Genomic DNA, 20,033 nt, shown 5'->3' with positions numbered 1-20,033 from the left:
CTCGCGGTCCTCAATGTCCATGGCGTGCCTCCCTTTGCCCCGCAATCTCGTTTAAAATCCTCTGCACCGCCGGTGACCAGGGCACATCGTTGTCATGGAGAAACTGGGCAGCGCTTACCATCACCCTGAGCCTCTCCGGGGAGATCGAGCGCTCTGAATTCCCCGACGCCAGCAATTGCTCGGCGAGCGCCGTCACTAGACGGAGGATCTCGTCTAGCTCTTGTGGCTGGGCGTCTGCGTCGCTCATTTCAAATAGCCCTTCGCCTTCGATCGCCCGGCAAGCGGTTCACGAAGCGCGTCCGGTCGTATCGCACCGTGGGATCCCGGTGACCCACGCTCACTCTGGCCACGATGGCTGTAGGGATCAACGCTGATCGCGTGTGCGAGGCCGGGCGGCCATGACGATATGGCCATCTCAGCTATGTGTTCGATGCATCAGGGCTGCTCGCGGCGATTCCCAGAATGGCCTCCGACCTAACTGCTTCGGAACTCCACCAAGCCGATGCGGTCGCAGATAAGTCCGATGAAAAGGCGAAGAGTGGAAACGAACTGCCACTGCGACCCATCCATATCAGCTTGCGATAATCGATTAAGCCCGCATAGCTCCGACGAGGCGGCGTAGGAAATCATCGAGCGCAGTCTTGTCGATCCAACGTAGGACTACGACAAGGTCTCGATCCGGATCGGCCCAGATCACGTTGTTGCCCGCACCGAGGGCACTGAACGAGGTAGCCGACAGTTCAGGCTTTGCCGTCGGCCCACGGTTCAGCCACCACAGGAAGCCGTAATTCGAGAGCGTGGGTGACGGAGCCAGCATCGCGCGTATCCACCGCTCCGACAAAAGCCGGCGCCCTGCCCAGACGCCACCGCGAGCGATGAGGAGTCCGAAGCGCGCGTGGTCATCCGAGCCGATGAACAGGCCGCCGCCCCAGTGACCGCCTCCTGGTACGGACTGGATCCGGGCACCGTCGATCTCGACCCAGGCATTGTCGTAGCCATGCCATGCCCAGTCGTGGGACGCGCCGATCGGATCGAAGATCCGCGTGCGCAGGACCTCCGGCAATGCGCAGCGGAAAAGGCGCATCAAGCAGTACGCGAGCAGGTTCACCCGCACGTCGTTGTACTCGTAATAGCTACCCGGCGCATGAAGTGCACGGCGCTCACCCTTGCGGCGGTTGTCTGCCCCAGGACCGATCTGGCGGAAGTGATCGACCTGGTCGGACTTGCCGAACAGCGTGCCCTGCCACTCGCTGGATTGCTGCAGCAGATGGCGCCAAGTGATCGAGCCGTTCTGCGAACCATTGAGCAGCGGATCCGGGACGCTGTCTCTTACGGGTGCATCTACGTCCGGAATCAGCCCGTCATCATGCGCGAGTCCGGCCAGCACCGCCAAGTAACTCTTGGCGATAGAGAAGGTCATGTCTGGACGCCGCGTATCGCCCCAGGCCGCGACGCGCCGACCGCCCTTCAGAATCACCCCGGCCGGGCCGCCCCGTGGCTGTACTGGCCCGACGATGTCGCTCCACGGCCCGCGCTCGTTCCACTCGACCAAACCAACATAGCGTCCGTCAGGGTAGTAGAGGCTCCTCGGCCAAGTGCTGTCGTTCGCTTCGGCATAGGCGACCGCTCCGGCCAGCGCCGTGGGATCGAAGCCGGCAGCCTCAGGATCCACGCCTCCCCAAGTCCCCGCGGGGTAGTACGGCTCGGTCCCCTGCGTCACGCCCAGTCTCCTATCGGTAGTGGCAGATCTTCACGCCATCGACAGGCAGGCATGTGCCGCGCCAGGGCGTATGGGGAACGGCTCTTGCAGTCCGGTTTGGTGTCACCCCGTGTCTGGAGCCTGACAGCATGCTGCGACGAACCTTCCTCGGCGGTGCGGCCGCGGCCGGAACCGCGCCATTCCTGCCCGCTCGGTCCGCCCTGGCGCAGGCTGGGCGGGTTAGCGTGCTGCGCTTCGTCCCACAATCCGACCTGACCATCGTCGATCCCGTGACCACTACCGCCTACATCACCCGCCACCATGCCCTCATGGTGTTCGACCAGCTCTACGGGCTCGATGCGCAACTGAAGCCTCAGCCGCAGATGGTAGAGGGTCACACCGTCGAGGATGACGGCAAACTCTGGACCTTCCGGCTCCGGGACGGGCTGAAATTTCACGATGGCGAGCCGGTGCGGGGCCGGGACTGCATCGCGTCGATCCGGCGCTGGGCCCAGCGCGACAGCCTCGGCCAGGCGCTAATGGCGCGTACCGACGCCATGACTACGCCTGACGACCGCAGCTTCGTCATTCGCCTCAAGCGCCCCTACGGACTGATGCTCGAGACCCTGGCCAAGCTGGGGCCGCCGGTACTTGTGATTATGCCCGAGCGCTTGGCCATGACCGATCCGGCCCAGCAGATCCCGGAGGTGATCGGCTCCGGTCCGTTCCGCTTCAACACGAAAGAGCGGCTGGTCGGCGCCCGCGTGGTCTATGACCGCAATCCCGATTATCAGCCGCGCGCGGATGGCGCCGTATCCTGGGCCGCGGGCCCGAAGCGGGTCCATTTCGAGCGCGTCGAGTGGCATGTCATGCCCGATCCCGGCACAGCCGCCGCAGCACTCCAGAGCGGCGAAGTCGATTGGTGGGAGAACCCGATCAACGATCTGCTACCGACGCTCCAACGCAGCCCACAGATCGTGACGCAGCTTGCCAGCCGCCTCGGTAATCTCGGCACTGCGGTGCTGAACCACCTCTACCCGCCCTTCGACAAACCGGCGATCCGCCGCGTGGTGCTCGAAGCTTTGTCGCAGGAGGATTTCATGGCCGCGGCTGGCGGCGACGATCGGAAGCTCTGGCGCACCGGTGTCGGGCTTTTCACGCCGGAAACGCCCATGGCCAACGATGCGGGCCTCGACGTGCTGATGCGTGCGCGTGACATTGAGCGTTCGAAGAGGGACCTGATCGCGGCCGGCTACAAGGGCGAACCGGTGGTGCTGATGTCGGCAAGCGACAATCCCGTCCTCGGGGCGCTCGGGGAGGTGATGAACGACCTGCTCAAGCGCCTCGGGATGAACGTGCAATACGTCGTTTCCGATTGGGGCACCCTGGTCACACGCCGTGCCAGCAAGGCGCCCCCCGACCAGGGCGGCTGGAACATCTTCAATACCACCTGGACCGGTCTCGACATGAGCAATCCGGTCGGCGAGCAGGTCCTGCGCTGCGGCGGCCAGAAGGGCTTTTTCGGCTGGCCGGACATCCCGGAGATCGAGAGCTTACGCGAGGCCTGGATCGAGGCCCCCGACGATGCCGGTCGGCAGACGATCGCGCGTGACCTACAGGCGGTGGCCATGAGACAGGTGCCGTACCTGCCGACCGGACAGTACTTCTATCGAACCGCCTACCGGCGCGATATTCGCGATGTTGTCGAGGATCAATTCGTATTCTGGAATGCGCGTAGGGAGGCATGATCCGAAGCTCCCGCTTGGCCAGGTGAGTTGAGGCGCGAGTAGGAGGCGTCGCAAGATCGTTTTATATTAGAAGTCTTCCGCCGCAGCCACGCCGCCCGATTTGATCATAGGCTGGCGGAGGATGTCGACAATCTCACCAGCGAGAGCCGATACGCGACGCGGCTCGGAAGGCAGGATGGGGCTGGGCGGTTACCGCGCTGTGCTGGTCGTCTCGGCCGGCCGTCCCGGGTCGGGATCGCGACACAAAAAGCCCGCGCCGGCGAACCGGGCGGGCGAAGGTTGTGACCTCGAACTTGGGGGAGTCTGAAATCGCATCGGACATACCCCAGACGCCGGCGCAAAGAACCCCGCCACTGCGCCGCACCGGCCATGGGTTTGGGGCGGTCGGGCACAGGATCGTGCATGCCTCGGATCGGTTTTCGCAACTGCTCAGTACCAACTCAGGGTGGTCGATTCGACGCTATCCGATTGCCGGAAGCTGTAGATCGGCTATCGCTTCGGGATGCGCCACGCCCTCGTTGCCCTCCTGCTGCTCAGCGGTCCCGCTCTGTCTGCCGAGCCTATTACTGGTCGCGCCACCGTCACGGATGGCGACACCGTGATGATCCACGGGACCCGTATCCGCCTGTTCGGCATTGACGCGCCGGAGAGCGCGCAGCTCTGCCAGGACGCGGCGGGCAAGGATTACCGCTGCGGCCAGCGGGCGGCGCTGGCGCTGGCCGACCGCATCGGCGAGGCACCGATCTCCTGTGAGCCGCGGGATACGGATCGCTACGGGCGCACCGTCGCGATCTGCAGGAAGGGCACCGAGGATCTGAACGCTTGGCTGGTCCAGCAGGGCTACGCCACAGCCTACCAGCGGTATTCCCACGACTACGTCCCGGCCGAGACAACGGCGAGGGCTGCCAAGCGCGGACTCTGGGCCGGCACATTCGACCCACCCTCGGACTGGAGGCGTGCCAAGCGTGCCGGGGGCATCGAAACCCGACCCGAGATAGAGAAGCCTGCGGTAGCAGCGCCGGCGCCTGCGCAGACCACCTGCTCGATCAAGGGCAACATCTCGCGGAAGGGCGACAAGATCTATCACCTGCCCGGGTCTCGGGACTACGATCGCACCGCGATCAACACCGGCTCCGGTGAGAGGATGTTTTGCAGCGAAGACGAGGCGAGGGCGGCCGGTTGGCGGGCGGCGCGCGGGTAATCGGACTTCTAGCCGCGCTCACAGCTGCTCGATTATGCGATCCCACCGATCACGATGCGGGTTCATTCGCTCCAAGACCGCAGCGCCTGGGTTCGTCACCGCGTAGACCCCGTTCTCGGCCCAGGATTTGGACGCGCTGAACGTGGCGCCGAGCGCCTCCTCAATCCTCACCATCGAATCGAAGATGTAGAACTCGTGCGAGGTTTCGAGCCGCCACACGAGCACGAGGTTGGTCGACTTCGTCAGCCAACTCTTATGGAAGTTGAAGGCAACGTTCGAGGCTGATTTGACCTGGACCGGCACGATGCGGCTCGGCACGGTCGAGCCCGGCTCGAGGCGGTAGGCCAGGAGGTCGACGCCCACATCGGAATGGGGCTGGGCGACCTCGACGCCACGGCGCATGAGCTCAGCGGCCACCATCATCTCGCCGGCCTTCCCGATCAACGCCGAGTGGGCTGCCATCGCCGATCGCTCCATTGCGTCCCGGCCCCAGGGCTTCGCCGGGCAGACGCTACGTCGGGTCTGGAAGGGCCACAAGGCGCGAGCGGACGTCAGCCCGATGTCGATCCTGATGCGCAAAGAGCATGATCGGCGCGAGGCTGGAGCAACATCACTGGGAGATGACCCGGACAGCCTCCATTGGGTAGCGCCCGCCGCGCAGCTGCAAAACGCCCAGCTTAGAATAGCCTCGGAGTCCGGCGCAGCAGCATGAACGGGCCCTAGAATGTAAATCCGATTTTAAGCGTTACGATTGGGGAAATATCTGAATAAAATTCATCCGAGATCAAATATTATATCTCAATCTCTTGACATCCGGGCCGGCTCGGATCGTTCGTGTGATTGAGCACGAAAGGATCATGACATGTCTGAGAACACACTCACCCCGCAGAATAACCATATCGAACTGAGCGCCGACATCGTGGCGGCTTACGTGTCGAACAACAGCGTTCCGGTTTCCGAACTCCCCGCCCTGCTTTCCGGGGTCTACTCCGCTCTGTCCGGGCTCGGCCAGGGTGGTGCACCTGAGGCGTCGGTGGTCGAGAAGCCCACGCCTGCGCAGATCCGCAAGTCCGTGAAGGACGATGCATTAGTGAGCTTCATCGACGGCAAGCCCTACAAGACGCTGAAGCGGCACCTCAGCGGCAACGGCATGACGATCGAGCAATACCGCGAGCGCTTCGGCCTGCCGAAGGATTACCCCTCCACGGCTGCGAGCTACTCGGCGCAGCGCTCTGCGCTCGCCAAGAGCCTTGGTCTGGGTCAGCAGCGCCGCAAGGCGGCGGCAAAGACCGCCCAGACCGACGAGACTATCGCCGAGACGCCGAAGAAGGCTGGCCGATCGAAGAAGGCTGCGGAGCCAGCAGCGAAGTCGACCAATGGCCGCAAGAAGGCTTCAGCAGCTGTCGCGGCCGAGTGAGAGTGTTCGGCGCCGACAGCCTATCGATCCAGGCTGTAGGCAGATCCAGGACGTGGGCGGCGAGCGAATGCTGCCCACACTCCAACCCAAGCTGGACTAAACGAGCTATCCGATCCGCCGCCTCTTCCATAAGCGACCGTATCGCTTCGTTAAGCTCCGCATGCTCAGCCTAGCCGCTACAGCCGACTTGGATCGGCATGACAGTTTCGGACCCATATGCGCAGAGATTCACGGCGCTCGTTCACCGTCGAGATCAAGTCTACCGATCGTCGGCATGCGACCATCATCCCTCGGCGCTCGACTCCGCCAGCAGTCACCTCACCGTGGTTCAGCACTATCGTCTCGCCCGATCCGCCAGCACCGGTCCCAGAGCAGCGTCGCGTCCTGCCCAGCCTCATTGTACCCGAGGCGGCCGAGCTCGAGGTCGAGCTGGTGCCGGTCGCTGATGCGATCCGCATGAAGCGTCCGCGCGGCCGGCCTCGCAAGACCGCCCCCGCCCCGTGCGCGTCATTCGAAGATCTGGCTGATGCTGCGCCTGCTTCCCCGCCCTCGGTAGCCGCTGTGCCGCTGTCCGCGGAAGATTACGCTGTGGCGGCTTTCGCGCCAGCGCTTCGCTCCCTCAAGATTAAGCCAGAGCCGAACCTCGCACCTGGCGAGCGGTGGAAACGGCGTCTCGGGCGCTGGGCACGGTAAGCCCCGTATCTCGGTGGGCGGTCCTGTGTCGAAGTCCGTGCCGTTTGCACATCGCTCCCCGGGCTGATGATCCAGGGAGTGTGCCGGCCGACCTATCTGACCGCCCCTGTGCTGCTAGCTAATGCTGCCTCGAGGCGCATTGGATCGATGCGGGTGACGATCACGCCATGGTCAGGGCTCCCGTCGAAGCTAGCAAAGTAGAAACGCCCTTCCGCGTCCCAAGCATTGAACCCAGTGTGGACGTGAAGATGAGCCAAGGCTGGATCCAACTCGGTCATTGCGCAAAGACGCCGCGTCTGGCCGGTCCCGAAATCGAATAGGTAGAGGGCTGTGTCCTCGCTTGGTCGTGGTGAGGTGCTGGTGCCAACGTAGGCGCTCTTGCCGTCGGGTTTAACTGCGAAGAGCCAGAACTCGACGCCACCCCAGCCCGCCTTCTTCCCTGTTTCGATTTGGCCCAGGTACGTCCAGGAATGTGCGTCCTGATCGAAGCGGTAGACGTGACCGCGATCGTCGCCGAACACGCACCGTTTCCCCCCGTCTGTGCATTGCCCCGTTTCCAGGGCCATGCCGTCCTGCAGTAGCCAGCCCTTCTCTTCGCCGAAGCCGGTCTCCGGGTCATAGTAGTGCACATGGTCATGCACCCCTGGCTCGTCCCAGTTGCTTGCCGTGAAATAGAGGCGGCCGCGCGCGTCGACCCACATCACCCGCCCCGTGTAGACGTAGGGCTGCTTGTAGGAGGCCGGGCGGCCGAGGTCCTGAGTACGTCCGCTCAAGACGTCGTACCGGTAGATCGCACCAGTAGGTACGCCCGCGCCGTAGATGACGTTGCGGATCGGATCAGACGCGAGGGTGACGAGATTGCCATGGGGCACGGCACTGCCGCTTGGCTCGAAGGCGCTCAGATCCGTGAAGCTGTCGTGCGCAGGGTCATAGGCGTACCAGTGGAAGCCACGACGTTCGAGGTAGCCTGCGTTGAGATCCGACCGGTCCATGGTCGCGACGTAGATCTTACCGTTATGCCAGAGTGGTCGTGTGTGAAACTTCTGCGCCGTCTCGCCAGGCAGCCAGTTGCGCGCCGCCTCCGAGGCTGCGCGCGCATCCCCAACATACCGCAGCGTACCCCCCTGTGGGTCGATGCGGTAGAGGGCTGCGTTCGTCGCGTGATCCATACCGCCGACGTAGACACTGCCGTCTGGCGCAGACCCTGTGGCGTGCCAACTCTGGGTCGGGTGAAGGCCGTTAGGCGTATCCGGCAGCCGCCAGTGCCAAGTGCCGTCAAGCGCACCCGCCCACCCGGTCTCGACCGCTGCAGGTCGCGGGCTCTGCCGTTCGGCGGGCTCACCCACGGCCTGCCCTACGACGCCGACAAGCAGCAAGGCGGTGCAAACCAGCTGACGTATCATGGTATCCGCTCCCGAAAGGCGCGGTACATCTCTACCTGCGGCGCTTCCGCTCTGTGTCAGCAGGCCAACAGCCGCCTGCATGGCCCGTTCCACGTACCTCCTATGGCACGCCGCCGAGAGGGTAGCGCTCCGAAGTCCTCCGGTAGCAACCGGCAGTGGTCGGGGCTGAACCTTCAGTGCTCTACCGGAGCCTGTTCGCGTGGTCGCCAGCTCATCCCATAGTCCGGACGGGCCTCAGCACGAGAGATCGCGGGCCCCTGGGCATCAAGCCGGCTGAGCCCGCCGATCAGTGCCAGCATCCCAAGCCCAGTAGCGACCGCGACCAGGATCATGGTGGTCTGGCCCGCGTTTTGGCCCGCCCGGGTGATTGCGAAGCCGCCCAGCGTGAACACCGCTGCGACGCTGGCCGCTGTAGCGAGGGCAATAAGCATCGGACACCTCCTGCGCAGCCCCGGCCGCCGTGTCGGGCAGCGGCCAGGGCTAACACGCGCCGTCGTCGGCCGGCGCGCCTTGTTAGACGTCCGCTGCGGGCGGCTCGCCTGTTCCGTGTATCCGTCCGACACCGCGGCTCGGATGATCCGCAGTTCGCCGAACCCGGTCCGCCCAAGGCATGCTGACAGCGTGACGCCCTTGCGGCAGCGCTCTGAGGTCTTCCGGCCGAAGCCGGCGGTGGTGCGCTGGCGGAGTCGCCAGGGCGTGCACCGGCAGCGCGGCGCGCAGGGCGTCCATCCCGTCAGCGACGGCTCTGCCGTAGGCGGCCAGCGCTATAAGCGCCTTCGCGGCGGGCTCGTGCTCAGACAGCGCGGCGAGGAAGTCGTTACGCGCGCTCCGGCATGCGGCCTGGTAGGCAAGCCGGCACATGAGGCGCTCGTCGTCATCGAGGCGCTGCGCCTTCGGTGCGGTGGCGTTGCGCCAATCGGCATCCGCGCACGTGACCGCGATGGCCCGATCGATCTCGCCGACCGTCAGCCCCCAGGCACCTGCGTGCATCCTCGGCACGAAGCTCTCGATGACGGCTTCGATCTGACCCTGCACAAAGCCTTGCAGCTCGGGCCGCTCAGCCAACAGCCGGTTGAACGTGGTATGCTCGGCGGCGTCGGCGAATACGAGCAGCACCGTGCGCTCAGCGGGCATGGGCGTGCGCCTTCTTGGCCTGCGCCTGGGCTGCACGGCGCTGCTGACGAGACATGCTGCTCACCGGGGCGTGCGCGCGCTCCAGCAGTGCCAGCTTCCTGTGGTCGACCTCGAACGTCTCGACGTTGATCGCGCCAGCCTTAACCGCGGCGATGAACTTCTCGTAGGACCAGGGGATGCCACATGGGACAGCCCCGGGCCACCGGCTCTCGTCGAACGGCGCCGGCTGGATGGGTTCACCGGCAACGTCCGGCCATTCGTGGATGGCGCCGAGGCGCGCGCCGTCGCGGTCCACCACCGTTAGCCACAGCTCGCCGCCGATCACGTGCATACCAGCGAACTCGGTCCAGGCAGCGGCGCCCTTCCGGCGCTGCTCTTCCGCGAGGGAAATACCGTGCGTGATCGCCTTGAAGGTCTCGGGCGTCCAGTCGACATCCGGTTCGGCACCCTGCCGGTGCAGCCGGCTTAGCGCCATCAGGTCGAAGTCATCGTGCCACGCGCCTTCGATCTCGACCCAGGTATAGGGCGGGGCCTCGTCCCCCGGGGCGCCGGGAGAGCGTAGGACAAAGGCGCGGGCGCGATCCTCTCGCTCCGACCAACCGGCGACGTGGATCTCGATCAACGTCTGTCCCGACAGGAGCCCACCTGCGAGCGCAGCCTTGTGGTCACGTTCGAACTCGCTGGGGCTGCGTGCCATGAACTCGTCAAAGCTGCCGTAGCGCTCGGCCAATTCCAACCCGGCACAGATGCCCCAGGCGTTGCCGCGGAAGGTGAGCGCGCCGGTCCAGGACGAAATGCCAAAGGTCTTCTGCTCGAAGCCGAGGATCCGGCCCGTCCTATCGTACAGCGATGTGTCGGTGAGGACGACGACCCTACGCGAGGTCGCGAAGACGTTGACGAGCGACATGCCGCCGATCCTTCTTGCTGGAGGGAATGCTGCCGATCGCGCCGGCGCCTGCGCCAGCGACCGCCAGTATCGGGTTGCCGCTGGCCAGACCCGCCAGGAGACCGCCGCCAGCCCCCATAAGCGGCGACTGCGACGAGTAGCCGATCGAGGCACCGGCACCGACTGCGGCAAAGCCCTGGCCGAGCTGCGAAGACATGATGCCCCCGCCCGCCTTCTGCGGCTTGAGCGCCTCGCTGAGTGCCTTGCCGATCCCGGATTCAGTCCCGAGCCCGAGGGCCGAGGTGATCTTGTCGCCGTCAAAAAGGCCACCGAGGCTGATCTTGCCGCCCAGCAGGCCGCCGAGATCACCGCTTTTCTCACCGGCAGTCCCGAACAGGCCCGAGAGCCCGCCCTGGCCGGTTAGGAGCGCCTTGAGGCTGCTGCTGCCGAACGTCTTGGCCAGGCTGGCGAAGGCGTCGCCGATCTTCTGGCCGCCCAGGATCACGTCATCGGCGAAGGTGGCAAAATCGTCAGCCATCTCGCGCTGCGCATCTCGGGTCAGCTCCATGCCCCGCTTGGCGTGCGCGAGCGCATCCGTGCTTGCTGCGAGCGTCGTACCGAGCTTATCCCATTCAGCCCGCATCTCGGCGGTGACTTCGGTCCCGGACTTCTGCGCGGCCCGCTCCAGGTCGTGGGCGAGCTTCAGCTTGATTACGGCGTCGCTGTTCAGGCCGACGCTGCGGGTCTCCAGGTCGAGTTCCTCGATCCGGTCCTTCGTCCGCTGGATCAGGCTATCATAAGAGGAGACGGCCTCCTGAGCCGCCTGTTGGGCCTGCTTGGCGGCGGCGGCTGGCTTGTCGAACTTGCGACCATCAACGACTGTCGAGACGTACCCCAGATCGCGGCCAGTGATCTTCTGCGGGGCGGGGCCGGCGGCTTCGGGCGGCCCAGCGACTTCCTGCTTCACCTGCTCTGCCTGCTTGGAGATGATGCCGAGCTGAGCCAGCACACCGGAGATCTGGCCAGCAACCGCACTGAAGGCGCCTCCGACCGCCGACGTTATGGTCGCACCGAACGCCACCACGCCATCAATCGCGCTGTTGATCGCCAGCACAATCGACAAAACAGTCTGCAGGATCCTGAGCCAGATACCGTCAAGGAGTGTAGCTGCAGCGCTGAAATCCAAGTTGACCGCCCAGGCATCGGCAATTGCTTGCTTGGTGTCTGAGATGTTTTTGTTGAGCTGTAGCGCCCGGTCGACCTGTTCCTGCTTCAACACCTCCTTCTCGGCGGCGGCCTGCAACGCGGCGGAAAGCTGCTCCGCGCTCGTGCCGGTGATGCGCATCCGCTCGACGGTCTCCGGGCCGAGCACCTTCTCGCCGACCTGGATGCTGGCGAGATGTAGGCCGAGGGTGTCGAGCTCCTTCATCGCGGCGAGGCCGGCCTTCAGCCGTTCCTCCAGGGTCGTGGCGGTGTCAGCAAGCGCGGTGGACTGCAGGCCGTTGGCGCCGGCTGCCCCTGTGGCGGTGATGCTGTTGAGCATCTTGGACAGGTTGTTGTTGTCCTGTCCCCAGCTGTCTTTCAGGAAACCTGAAGCTTTGGACAGAGCCTGATCCATTTGCTCGGTGGTCGCGCCGATCACCTTTCCGAGCGACTCGAAGCTCTTTAGGAAAGGCGCTCCGACGTCGAGGCTCTGCGCCTTCTGACCAAGGTCGATGAGCTTCTGCAGGTCATCATAGGCTTTCCCGATGACCGCCGAGGCAACCTGGAAAACGGCGAAAGCAGCGGCGATCGGCAGGAGCGCGTTCGGAATGAGCCTCAGCGCGCCGACCAGGAGGCCAACGACGCTCGTGGCGCCCTCCACCTTCGTGGCATAAGCGGCCAGGCCGCCGGCTACGACAGTCGCCGCCTCGCCTGCTACGGCGAGCCCACGGGCTGCCAGCGTGCCGCCAGCCGCCACCGCGCCGCCCATCGCGGTGCTGCCCTCCGCGAATGCCGCTGTGGCCGCCGACGCGGTGCCGAGATAACCGGCCGCCGACGTAGCGAGGCCTCCAAGCGCCCGCGCCGCCGCAACGCTGGCGGCCAGCACCAGGATCGGATGTGCCGCGGCCGCCTTTCCGACTTCAGCATAGACGGTGTTCTGTTTGCCAAGGGCGGCTGAATTATCGTTGGCAGCCTTCTGCACGGCCGCCGCCGAGGATGCCGCCCGCTCCTGCGCGGCCGTAAGGCCACCAGCTGATACGGCGGCCGCGTCCTGCGCCATCTGCACCTGCGCAAGGGCTCGGGCCTCCTGATCCAGCTGCCGCTGCGCCTTGGCTGCCGCCGCCTCCCGCATGGCCGTGGCCCGAGCAGCCCGGTCGCTGGCAGCACTGCCCTTGTCGTTGCTCGCCGCGGACCGGTCCTGCGAAGTGGTCAGCTTGTCGAGCGATGTGCCGAGAGGTCGACCTTCACTTTCGTCTGATCCACGCCCTCCGTCGTGTAGCGGAAGACGTATTCGTCCACGTGCTGTTCGACCGCGGCCATCAGAAGCCTCCGACCAGAATCATCGGATCGCGATTGAAGGCGCGGGCCAGGGCTATTTCACCGCGGAATTTTTTTCGGATCGCGTCTCGGAAAAAGGCTTCCCATGCGGTTGCCGCTCCCTCGATCCAATTCCTTAATCGAGGCCCCCTATCCCTTCCGGCATTCCGGCAATTGGCAATGGCTTCACGCAGCATGGGCGCGGTCTCCAATGTCCGAGGCGGCGATTGGCATGCTGATGCGCTGGACCAATGCGTCGAGATCGGCTCGGGCATCGGGATGGCGACGGGCGATGGCTGCGAGACCGGTCGCCACCTCGCGCCACCGGGTATCGTCCAGATTGGACACCGCGGCGGAGAGCGCCATTCGGTATTCGAAGGCGAGGCCATTCCAATAACGATGGACGGCCATGATGCCGACGTTGAATCGAATGGCCACCCTGCGAAGGCTGATGCCGGCAGCACAGGCGGCTTCGATCGCCTCACGCTGCGGGTGCGTGGCGATGGTGCTCTTGCGACCGGGCTTCTGTCTGATTGCGGTCTCAGGCAACATGCGGGCGGGCTCCACCGGTTGATCCGGATCGAGGGGCCCGCGGCCAACCCTGTCTCAGGTGGCCCTATGGCATGTCGCAGCGTCGGCTCATGCCGATGGCGACACGAGAACGTATCGTGAAACCGTGTCTCGAATCAAGCGGCGTCTTTCGAGCTCGGAGGCCAGGAGTCCAATAGGTCTGAACCGGCCCGCAGTTTGACACGGTGGGCGTGCGCATCGTCCCGCGTCTTGCAGAGGTCGATCGCCGAAGCAAAGCGGGTACGCGCGGCGATGTCGGTTTCCACATCCTCTGCCAGGACCTGCTGGCCGTCACGGTAGGTGAACACGCAGAACGAACGGCGGGTTCTTCATGTCGCTGACTTCCATGACGGATCCCCTGCAGTTCATGACGAGGGCCAACGCCCACATGTGATACCTGTTGAGTGGTGCTCGTCCGCCTTCACGCCGTGGCCTGCCAAGTCGAAGTTTCGGCAAGAAATAGCTCAACGGGATATGGCGGTTACGACACGCAGCTCATGGGCGGAGCGACGTCCAGGCCTTAGGTGCTTCATCGGCTGCCGGAACGTAAGCGTCAACGATCTCGCCTTTGCGGCTCACAATACAAATCATCGTTGCTTCGCGCACCTCATACATCATGGGTTGCTCGTAGGTGATGCGAAACCGGACGGGTGCAAAATAATCGCCCTTCCGGTCCACTTTGTCTTCACCGACTGAGACCGCTTCGACATCCTTCATACCGTCCTTGCTCGCTTTGCTCATGATGGTGTTGCGGCAGGCCTCAACGGTACGGTTGCGCCCAGGCGCTGCGGCCAAAGCTTGTCCGATGTTATCCAGAGCGGCAGATGTACCCATCACTAGTCCCGTGCCTGGCACCATCGACAGGATGTTTTGCTCATTGGCAGGCACCGAATCAGGTCCCATCGGCAGCAAATGCCAAGGCTTCTCCCAAGAGGAAGGAGAGTTGCTAGGCACTGCAGGCGCCTCCTGTGCCGATGCAGGTATAGCGAAGAATGATACGATGGCGGTTGCGCAGATTGAATGCTTGAACATCACGTCTCTCTGTTTTCAAAATGATAAACCGCGGATCGCTGCGGCGAGCTAAGGCGTTCGCGCCAAAACCGAGGGCAACATCCACTGTGGGGACGAGGCTGGTATCGGAGCGGTGAAGCTTGTGTTCCCAGCTGATACGCGATGCGTAGAGCTATATGAGACTGCGCCTACGTCGATCCGGGACCGTGTATGCCTTGACGAGCTGACGATGCTCGCCGTCTCCTCGGTATCGCGGTAGGGAGCTCTACCCCGATTGATCGTTGCTATGGGCTGCGGCCGCCTGAACGATCGTGCCTGCTTTGTGGGTACAAGCTTCAATATCGATGGGACTAAAACATCTCGCTGCGCCGGCGGGACCTCCGCGGATTGATCGATTGCTTTCTGCGTAACCCCCGGGCCGATAGCCTCTTCAGGCTTGGACGACGAAGATACCTCGGCTTGCGATGTCGGGCGCATGACTACCGCGGACGGGGGAGGCGCTATCTCTGGGACTGCCGGCGGAGCGGGAATAGTTGCTGAGTTCGGCGGACCTGTTCGCGTCTGGGCAATCTCGGTTCGGATTTCTGTCGGCTGCAGAATGCCCGTGCTGAGCGGCGGCACCTTAGTGAGAGGGGTGGGCGTCTCCGTATTGGCTGGGGAATGTTCTGTATGCTCATTCCAGGCCGGGAGCTGTTCGCGTGACAGACGTGCAGTATCAAGCGGCGCGAGCCCAATGAGCGGAACGCGTGGATTGATGCGCGGAGCAAGAAACACGGGCTGCTCTGTCGCGTCGGAAGGGTTGGGGTCCAAGAATGACCTTTGCCCGTCCGCGGTAATCAAACCAGCGGCATCGTCCTGCTGAGCAAGAGGGCCTGTCAGATGTGGGACCTCCACCCATGATGGGAATACCACCGAAGGAGCCGTTCCGACGGAACTGTCGAAAGCCTTTTGAGGAAGCCAATCACCTGGCGATCCAAGCCAAGCAGTACCTGCAGCGAGCAGTACGAGCGTGGACAAACAGGAGAGCGAAATAACGGTGAAGGTTGAGGGATATTCGGCCCGCTGTACGATCGAGAGGGGGCGAGATACGCCCAGGGGTTGCAATTCCCGCGTGGTGAATGGGATGTTCCTCAGCATAAGCGGCTAATGCATCAGATCGAAAACAGTTCAAATATGCGACATATTGAAATTCTGAACCGGCAATAGGCTGATGGACGGCTGCTTTTCCCGGGCGCTTCAAGCGCTTCTGATCCCGCACCTAATAGCTGTGGCTCGGCCCCATGCTGCAACGAAACAGCATTATGACGGGGCCTAAAAGTTGCAACCTCCAATGCGACCCAGATCAGTTATAATTCAGCAGCATTCCAGCGACCATTATCGGCAGGCCCCCGCCAAGAACATGCCCGATGTGCGGCCGAGCGTAATAAACCTTTGAGCGCCTGCTTATTGAGATCTCAACTAAATGGGCGGAGCAACCGCCAGGACGTGGCTTTTGCCAGGTCCCACAGCCACCAGATTCTAATTGCTAGAGTTTCTGGGCGAGGCGTCGGGCTTCCTCCAATGCGCAGATCACATCGGCCAAGCGCTCGATCGGTATCCTGATACCCTTTGGCGTCTCGCGCATAGGGCCCCGACCGATGGTAGTGGCCACGCGCAGATCGCAACCGAGAGTGCCGCCCTTCTCGCGCAGGCTCACCCTGATGCTCTCGCGAGCGCTCTTCGGGATCTCGCTGACAATCCGGTCCGGCATGGATGGGGCTCCTCCGGTTACAGCCGTGTCACCGCGGCGTAGCTGGTCAGGATGTTCCGCCGGTCCTTGGCGGCCAGGGCGTCGATCTCGCTGAGCACATCGGACAAGCGGCCCATCGTGCGGTGTTGCTCGGTGGCCCGGATGGCATCCTGGAGATCGAGACCGCGAGGCCCGAGCAGCAGATGGGTGACGGCTCGTAGGACGCGCAGGCGCGCGACACGCTCCCCAGTTTCGAGAGCCGGAGCGAACGGCCCCCAACTATCGGCCGACCGGATCGCCGGACGCGACATCCCATTGCCTGGAGATTGATCCGATGGCGAATGGACGGCGACCGTCGGCGTCATACGGGCCTGCCTTGCTGGGCCTGTGCGAGGGCTGCATTGGCGAGGATGGCGCACGAGACGGGGTCGGCCAGCGCTTGAGCCAAGGCACGCCTCTGGACATCGGTGAGGCCGCCCGGTGCGACTTCCATGTTATCCCGATTGAGCAAGACGCCGTACCGGTGAGCGAGGGCGCGCACTTTCCTCAGCGATCGCTCTGCACGAGACAGAGCAGCTTTTCGGCCTGCGCTTAAGTCCGGCCCATAGGCGAGCGCGGCATCTCGTCTGGCTCCGTAGCGGACTGCGAGACTGCGCAAGAACGGCCCACGGTCGCCAGGTGGCATCCGTTCGATGTCGACGGCCTGTCTTGGCGTCATGCTGCCACCTGCCGATTCGCTAGCTCCGCAGCTGCAGCATCAATGTCGACGAAGGACCCGATGGGGATTCCCTCGAAATCGTAGGCGTACACACAGCGTGTCCCACCGCGGACCACACTGCCGATCAACACCCCGTCGCTAAAGAGTTGGAGACGCATCTCGCATCGCCCCTATCGATAGACATCGTATATCATAACGAAGGTATCGATAGATAGCACACTGGATCGGTCGAGCAGGTTCCGCTAATTGATGCAGTGTCGGTTGTGGACGCTCACGATCCTGGCCGAGCAAGGCATCCTCCCGCACAAGAGTTTCATCGCCTCCAGCCTCTCGCTTTGGTCCGATGGTTGCAAAGCTTGTGCATCCCACGCGGAGGCCGACGATGAAGCGACGCACGTTCCTCGCCGCGGGCGCCTCCACCTTGGCAGCGCCGATCGTCGGTCGAGCCCAAGGTTCGCGGGTGCTCCGCATGGTGCCCCAAGCGAACGTGACGTCGATCGACCCGATCTGGACGACTGCGATCGTGACGCGTAACCACGCCTACGTCGTCTACGATACGCTCTTCGGGCTTGATGCCGACCTCCAGCCTAAGCTCCAGATGGCAGCTGGCTACAACGTTGAGCCGGACGGTCGCAGGGTCACGATCACCCTCCGCCAGGGCTTGCGCTTCCACGACGGCACGCCTGTACTGGCGCGCGACTGCGTTGCCAGCATAAGGCGCTGGGCCGCACGCAACGGCTTCGGCCAGACCTTGATGGCCGCAACAGACGAGCTCAGCCACGACGGCGATACAACCATCGTGTTTCGGCTTAAGGCGCCGTTTCCGCTGTTGCCAAATGCTCTAGCGAGCGTCAGCCAACCCGCCTTCATCATGCCCGAGCGGATCGCGCTGACTGATCCGTTCAAGCAGATCACGGACGCCACCGGCTCCGGGCCGTTCCGCTGGAAGGCGGACGAGTTCAACTCGGGCAGTCTGATGGTCTACGAGCGGCACAGCGGGTACGTGCCCGCCCCCGGTGCCCCGAGCCTGACCGCCGGCGGTAAAATCGCTCACTTCGACCGGGTCGAGTGGCAGATCATCGCTGACGGTGCCACCGCGGCGGCCGCGCTGCAGAACGGCGAGATCGACTGGTATGAGCAGCCACCGCCGGAACTCCAGCAGCTCCTCGCCCGCAATCGTAACATCGTCGTGGAAGGTCTCGACCGCTTCACCAACCCAGCCATCCTGCGCATGAACCACCTGCAGCCACCGTTCGATGATGTTGCCGTGCGTCGAGCGGTGCTGCCGGCCATCATGCAGAGCGACTTCATGGCAGCTGTGGCCGGTGATGATCCCGCCAACTATGACAACCGGTGCGGGATCTTCACGCCAGGAACGCCGATGGCGACGGATGCTGGCATGGAGGTGCTCACGGGGCCGCGTAGCGTCGAGAAGGCGCGGGCGGCGCTGAAAGCCGCGGGCTATAGCGGCGCGAAGGTTCGGCTGATCGGTCCGACAGACATCCTGGCCCCCTCGGCGATCACCCAGGTGGCGGCCGATCTGCTGCCTCGTCTCGGCTTCAACGTGGATCTGGCCCTGAGCGACTGGGGTACGGTCATCCAACGCCGTGTTTCGCGCGAGCCGGTCGAGAAGGGGGGCTGGTCCGTGCTGCTGACCACGTTCTCGTCTTTCGACAATGCTGATCCGGCCGCGCTTCAACCGCTCAGGGCCAACGGCGCCGGTGCTTGGTTCGGCTGGCCGTCGATTCCGAAACTGGAGGAACTTCGAACCGCTTGGTTTGCCGCTCCCGATGTAGATGCTCGGAAGGCGCTCTGTGCGGAAATGCAACGCGTTGCACTTGATGAGGTAGTCTACGTGCCGGTGGGTTCCTACCGATCGATGACCTCCTATCGGCGCAATCTCACCGGCCGCGTTTTGGGGTTCCCGATATTGTGGAACCTTCGAAAAGAATAGGACGTGCTGCGGAAGATCGAGACCCTCAGCTACTTCTGCGATGCCGCGAAGGATCCTCCCGCCACCGGCAGGCGATGGAGGAGCGCCGCAGCGTCTGAGTCGACGAAGATACCCACAGGTGCGTCGTTCTCGTAATAGGCGTGGACGCTCGCGCCGCAGCTTTCGAACGCTCTGATAAACACACTCTGAAACAAAAGTTCGAGACGCAACTCCCATTTCCCGTATTGATAAGCACCGTCTATTATATCGATGTGGGTCTTTTATGGCATCGACGATCAGGCGAGCGGCATCTAGCGTTTGGTGCAGTGTTAATTGCGAGCGGTTACAGATTTGACCGAACCCGGTAGCATCGTGCGCGATAATTTCACCACTACCGATTCCGTTGACCAACAATCACACCCACGCAGGCGATCGCGTGAAAACTTCGCGCGTAGGCCAATGCTGATGGCGTGAAGGGAATCTGTTCGGCGACAGAACGGAAGCACGCCCTGGATAAAGCGCGATCAGGCTGCCAAGCGCATGCGTTCCCTTGCCGTCGACCGGACTACTTTGAAAGCTGCCGCCCGTGGCGCCACCAAGTCGAGCTGCGAGCAATGCAGCGCAACAACGTTCATCTCTGTGGCCATCGCACTCGCGGCGCCGCCAAGGCGTCCGTTGGTGATCACGTACGCGGCCGAGCAGCCGATGCGGCTCGCAGCCGCCGCGACCTCCCCAACCGGGAGGCATTCAAGGTCGCGATCCGCCCACACCAAGTGCACGATGACGCGCTTCCGATCGCGGATGAGAACAAAATGCTCTCCGTCCTGATAATCGAGCCGCCAGCCAATGGACCGAAGGCATCGCAGCATGAGCTTCTCGTAGCTTGCGGGCGAGAAGCTCATCCGATCGGCGAAAGTCCACGAGGCGACTTCATCCCCGAGGATGGTGGCGAACGTTGCGTTGAGGGTTCGCTCGAAGCTGTTCAGGCGATAGATCAGGCGGACCGGCCGGGAGACGTGGGCTTTATGAAGCTGCCGGACCTCGTGGTCCCAGCGAGCCTGGAACTCGGCTCTGCTTTTGGCATGCCGCTCCATCCAGCGCTTCTCGATGACAAGGCGCTCGGCGTATGGACCCAGTTTGTCACGACACCGCGTCGCCGCGCGAGCGTGCAGGTGCAGATAGGCGAGCAGCAGTAAGACTGCTGTCACCCAGAGGGTGAGACACGTCGCAAACATGGCGGCGAGACTTTGCAAATTGGGCAGGTTTGCCACTTATCAGCCGCACACCTTAAGCAGAAATTACTGAGTAAAATTGGTTTCGGCGAAACCAGTTAAGTTGCCTGAGATGGTAAATCTGCAATTGAGCGCACAC

General features: G+C 63.5%; 17 protein-coding genes. 4 read left to right on the top strand and 13 right to left on the bottom strand.

All coding sequences use genetic code 11. The features are described 5' to 3' along the window. Positions 1 to 589: 589 nt before the first annotated feature. Entirely contained in the window at positions 590 to 1,720 is a 1,131-nt protein-coding gene (locus tag MKK65_RS00855) for a serine hydrolase domain-containing protein (RefSeq protein WP_243954488.1), read from the bottom strand. Between the two features lie 128 nt (positions 1,721 to 1,848). Here MKK65_RS00855 and MKK65_RS00850 point away from each other — a divergent pair, with 128 nt between their 5' ends. Both MKK65_RS00850 and MKK65_RS00845 read left to right on the top strand, forming a co-directional pair. Beyond that, a complete protein-coding gene (locus MKK65_RS00850; RefSeq protein ID WP_243954486.1) occupies positions 1,849 to 3,447 on the top strand; it encodes an ABC transporter substrate-binding protein in 1,599 nt (532 codons plus the stop codon). 502 nt (positions 3,448 to 3,949) lie between these two features. Then, positions 3,950 to 4,648: a thermonuclease family protein gene (locus tag MKK65_RS00845; RefSeq protein WP_243954484.1), complete on the top strand. Its 699-nt coding sequence runs from the start codon at positions 3,950 to 3,952 to the stop codon at positions 4,646 to 4,648. Between the two features lie 18 nt (positions 4,649 to 4,666). Here the strand turns inward: MKK65_RS00845 and MKK65_RS00840 are convergent, their stop codons facing one another. After that, a complete protein-coding gene (locus tag MKK65_RS00840) occupies positions 4,667 to 5,110 on the bottom strand; it encodes a hypothetical protein (RefSeq protein WP_243954482.1) in 444 nt (147 codons plus the stop codon). Positions 5,111 to 5,510: 400 nt separating this feature from the next. Between MKK65_RS00840 and MKK65_RS00835 the strand changes: the two genes are divergently transcribed. After that, positions 5,511 to 6,065 (top strand): MucR family transcriptional regulator, encoded by a 555-nt coding sequence (locus MKK65_RS00835; RefSeq protein ID WP_243954480.1) that lies wholly within the window; start codon positions 5,511 to 5,513, stop codon positions 6,063 to 6,065. A 785-nt stretch (positions 6,066 to 6,850) separates the two neighbouring features. Here the strand turns inward: MKK65_RS00835 and MKK65_RS00830 are convergent. From MKK65_RS00830 to MKK65_RS00785, 10 genes are all read right to left on the bottom strand, one after another. Further along, positions 6,851 to 8,161, bottom strand: coding sequence for an SMP-30/gluconolactonase/LRE family protein (locus MKK65_RS00830; RefSeq protein WP_243954478.1), 1,311 nt, complete (start codon positions 8,159 to 8,161; stop codon positions 6,851 to 6,853). A 173-nt stretch (positions 8,162 to 8,334) separates the two neighbouring features. Further along, positions 8,335 to 8,592, bottom strand: coding sequence for a hypothetical protein (locus MKK65_RS00825; RefSeq protein ID WP_243954476.1), 258 nt, complete (start codon positions 8,590 to 8,592; stop codon positions 8,335 to 8,337). Positions 8,593 to 8,674: 82 nt separating this feature from the next. Then, positions 8,675 to 9,295 carry a hypothetical protein gene (locus MKK65_RS00820; protein ID WP_243954475.1) on the bottom strand — a complete coding sequence of 207 codons (621 nt, stop codon included), beginning with the start codon at positions 9,293 to 9,295 and terminating at the stop codon, positions 8,675 to 8,677. Next, positions 9,285 to 10,202, bottom strand: coding sequence for a hypothetical protein (locus MKK65_RS00815; RefSeq protein ID WP_243954473.1), 918 nt, complete (start codon positions 10,200 to 10,202; stop codon positions 9,285 to 9,287). Before MKK65_RS00815 ends, MKK65_RS00820 begins: the two co-directional genes overlap by 11 nt. Further along, complete coding sequence (locus tag MKK65_RS00810; RefSeq protein WP_243954471.1) at positions 10,168 to 12,516, bottom strand: hypothetical protein; 2,349 nt, start codon at positions 12,514 to 12,516, stop codon at positions 10,168 to 10,170. Before MKK65_RS00810 ends, MKK65_RS00815 begins: the two co-directional genes overlap by 35 nt. A gap of 187 nt (positions 12,517 to 12,703) precedes the next feature. Beyond that, positions 12,704 to 12,898 carry a hypothetical protein gene (locus MKK65_RS00805; protein WP_243954469.1) on the bottom strand — a complete coding sequence of 65 codons (195 nt, stop codon included), beginning with the start codon at positions 12,896 to 12,898 and terminating at the stop codon, positions 12,704 to 12,706. Continuing rightward, complete coding sequence (locus tag MKK65_RS00800) at positions 12,888 to 13,253, bottom strand: helix-turn-helix domain-containing protein (protein ID WP_243954468.1); 366 nt, start codon at positions 13,251 to 13,253, stop codon at positions 12,888 to 12,890. The genes MKK65_RS00805 and MKK65_RS00800 overlap by 11 nt, the downstream gene beginning before the upstream one ends. A gap of 513 nt (positions 13,254 to 13,766) precedes the next feature. Continuing rightward, positions 13,767 to 14,303 carry a hypothetical protein gene (locus tag MKK65_RS00795; RefSeq protein WP_243954466.1) on the bottom strand — a complete coding sequence of 179 codons (537 nt, stop codon included), beginning with the start codon at positions 14,301 to 14,303 and terminating at the stop codon, positions 13,767 to 13,769. A 1,504-nt stretch (positions 14,304 to 15,807) separates the two neighbouring features. After that, positions 15,808 to 16,032 (bottom strand): hypothetical protein, encoded by a 225-nt coding sequence (locus MKK65_RS00790; RefSeq protein WP_243954464.1) that lies wholly within the window; start codon positions 16,030 to 16,032, stop codon positions 15,808 to 15,810. Between the two features lie 17 nt (positions 16,033 to 16,049). Beyond that, a complete protein-coding gene (locus tag MKK65_RS00785) occupies positions 16,050 to 16,322 on the bottom strand; it encodes a hypothetical protein (protein ID WP_243954463.1) in 273 nt (90 codons plus the stop codon). Between the two features lie 789 nt (positions 16,323 to 17,111). Between MKK65_RS00785 and MKK65_RS00780 the strand changes: the two genes are divergently transcribed. After that, complete coding sequence (locus MKK65_RS00780; protein WP_243954461.1) at positions 17,112 to 18,683, top strand: ABC transporter substrate-binding protein; 1,572 nt, start codon at positions 17,112 to 17,114, stop codon at positions 18,681 to 18,683. A gap of 503 nt (positions 18,684 to 19,186) precedes the next feature. Here the strand turns inward: MKK65_RS00780 and MKK65_RS00775 are convergent. Next, the gene (locus MKK65_RS00775) at positions 19,187 to 19,933 is read right to left on the bottom strand and encodes a hypothetical protein (RefSeq protein WP_243954458.1); all 747 of its coding nucleotides are present in this window, start codon (positions 19,931 to 19,933) and stop codon (positions 19,187 to 19,189) included. Positions 19,934 to 20,033: the final 100 nt, after the last annotated feature.

Origin of the sequence: Methylobacterium sp. J-001, from assembly GCF_022829565.1 — a bacterium.
Lineage (GTDB): Bacteria > Pseudomonadota > Alphaproteobacteria > Rhizobiales > Beijerinckiaceae > Methylobacterium.
This window is presented reverse-complemented; position numbering and strand designations above follow the sequence as displayed.

Bases quoted from the DNA above. Each gene is read 5' to 3' on its own strand.
- MKK65_RS00850 (WP_243954486.1), top strand. From the start codon at position 1,849: ATGCTGCGACGAACCTTCCTCGGCGGTGCGGCCGCGGCCGGAACCGCG.
- MKK65_RS00795 (WP_243954466.1), bottom strand. From the start codon at position 14,303: ATGTTCAAGCATTCAATCTGCGCAACCGCCATCGTATCATTCTTCGCT.
- MKK65_RS00785 (WP_243954463.1), bottom strand. From the start codon at position 16,322: ATGTCGCGTCCGGCGATCCGGTCGGCCGATAGTTGGGGGCCGTTCGCT.
- MKK65_RS00815 (WP_243954473.1), bottom strand. From the start codon at position 10,202: ATGTCGCTCGTCAACGTCTTCGCGACCTCGCGTAGGGTCGTCGTCCTC.
- MKK65_RS00820 (WP_243954475.1), bottom strand. From the start codon at position 9,295: ATGCCCGCTGAGCGCACGGTGCTGCTCGTATTCGCCGACGCCGCCGAG.
- MKK65_RS00810 (WP_243954471.1), bottom strand. From the start codon at position 12,516: ATGCGGGAGGCGGCGGCAGCCAAGGCGCAGCGGCAGCTGGATCAGGAG.
- MKK65_RS00800 (WP_243954468.1), bottom strand. From the start codon at position 13,253: ATGTTGCCTGAGACCGCAATCAGACAGAAGCCCGGTCGCAAGAGCACC.
- MKK65_RS00830 (WP_243954478.1), bottom strand. From the start codon at position 8,161: ATGATACGTCAGCTGGTTTGCACCGCCTTGCTGCTTGTCGGCGTCGTA.
- MKK65_RS00780 (WP_243954461.1), top strand. From the start codon at position 17,112: ATGAAGCGACGCACGTTCCTCGCCGCGGGCGCCTCCACCTTGGCAGCG.
- MKK65_RS00825 (WP_243954476.1), bottom strand. From the start codon at position 8,592: ATGCTTATTGCCCTCGCTACAGCGGCCAGCGTCGCAGCGGTGTTCACG.
- MKK65_RS00845 (WP_243954484.1), top strand. From the start codon at position 3,950: ATGCGCCACGCCCTCGTTGCCCTCCTGCTGCTCAGCGGTCCCGCTCTG.
- MKK65_RS00805 (WP_243954469.1), bottom strand. From the start codon at position 12,898: ATGCTGCGTGAAGCCATTGCCAATTGCCGGAATGCCGGAAGGGATAGG.
- MKK65_RS00835 (WP_243954480.1), top strand. From the start codon at position 5,511: ATGTCTGAGAACACACTCACCCCGCAGAATAACCATATCGAACTGAGC.
- MKK65_RS00790 (WP_243954464.1), bottom strand. From the start codon at position 16,032: ATGCCGGACCGGATTGTCAGCGAGATCCCGAAGAGCGCTCGCGAGAGC.
- MKK65_RS00840 (WP_243954482.1), bottom strand. From the start codon at position 5,110: ATGGCAGCCCACTCGGCGTTGATCGGGAAGGCCGGCGAGATGATGGTG.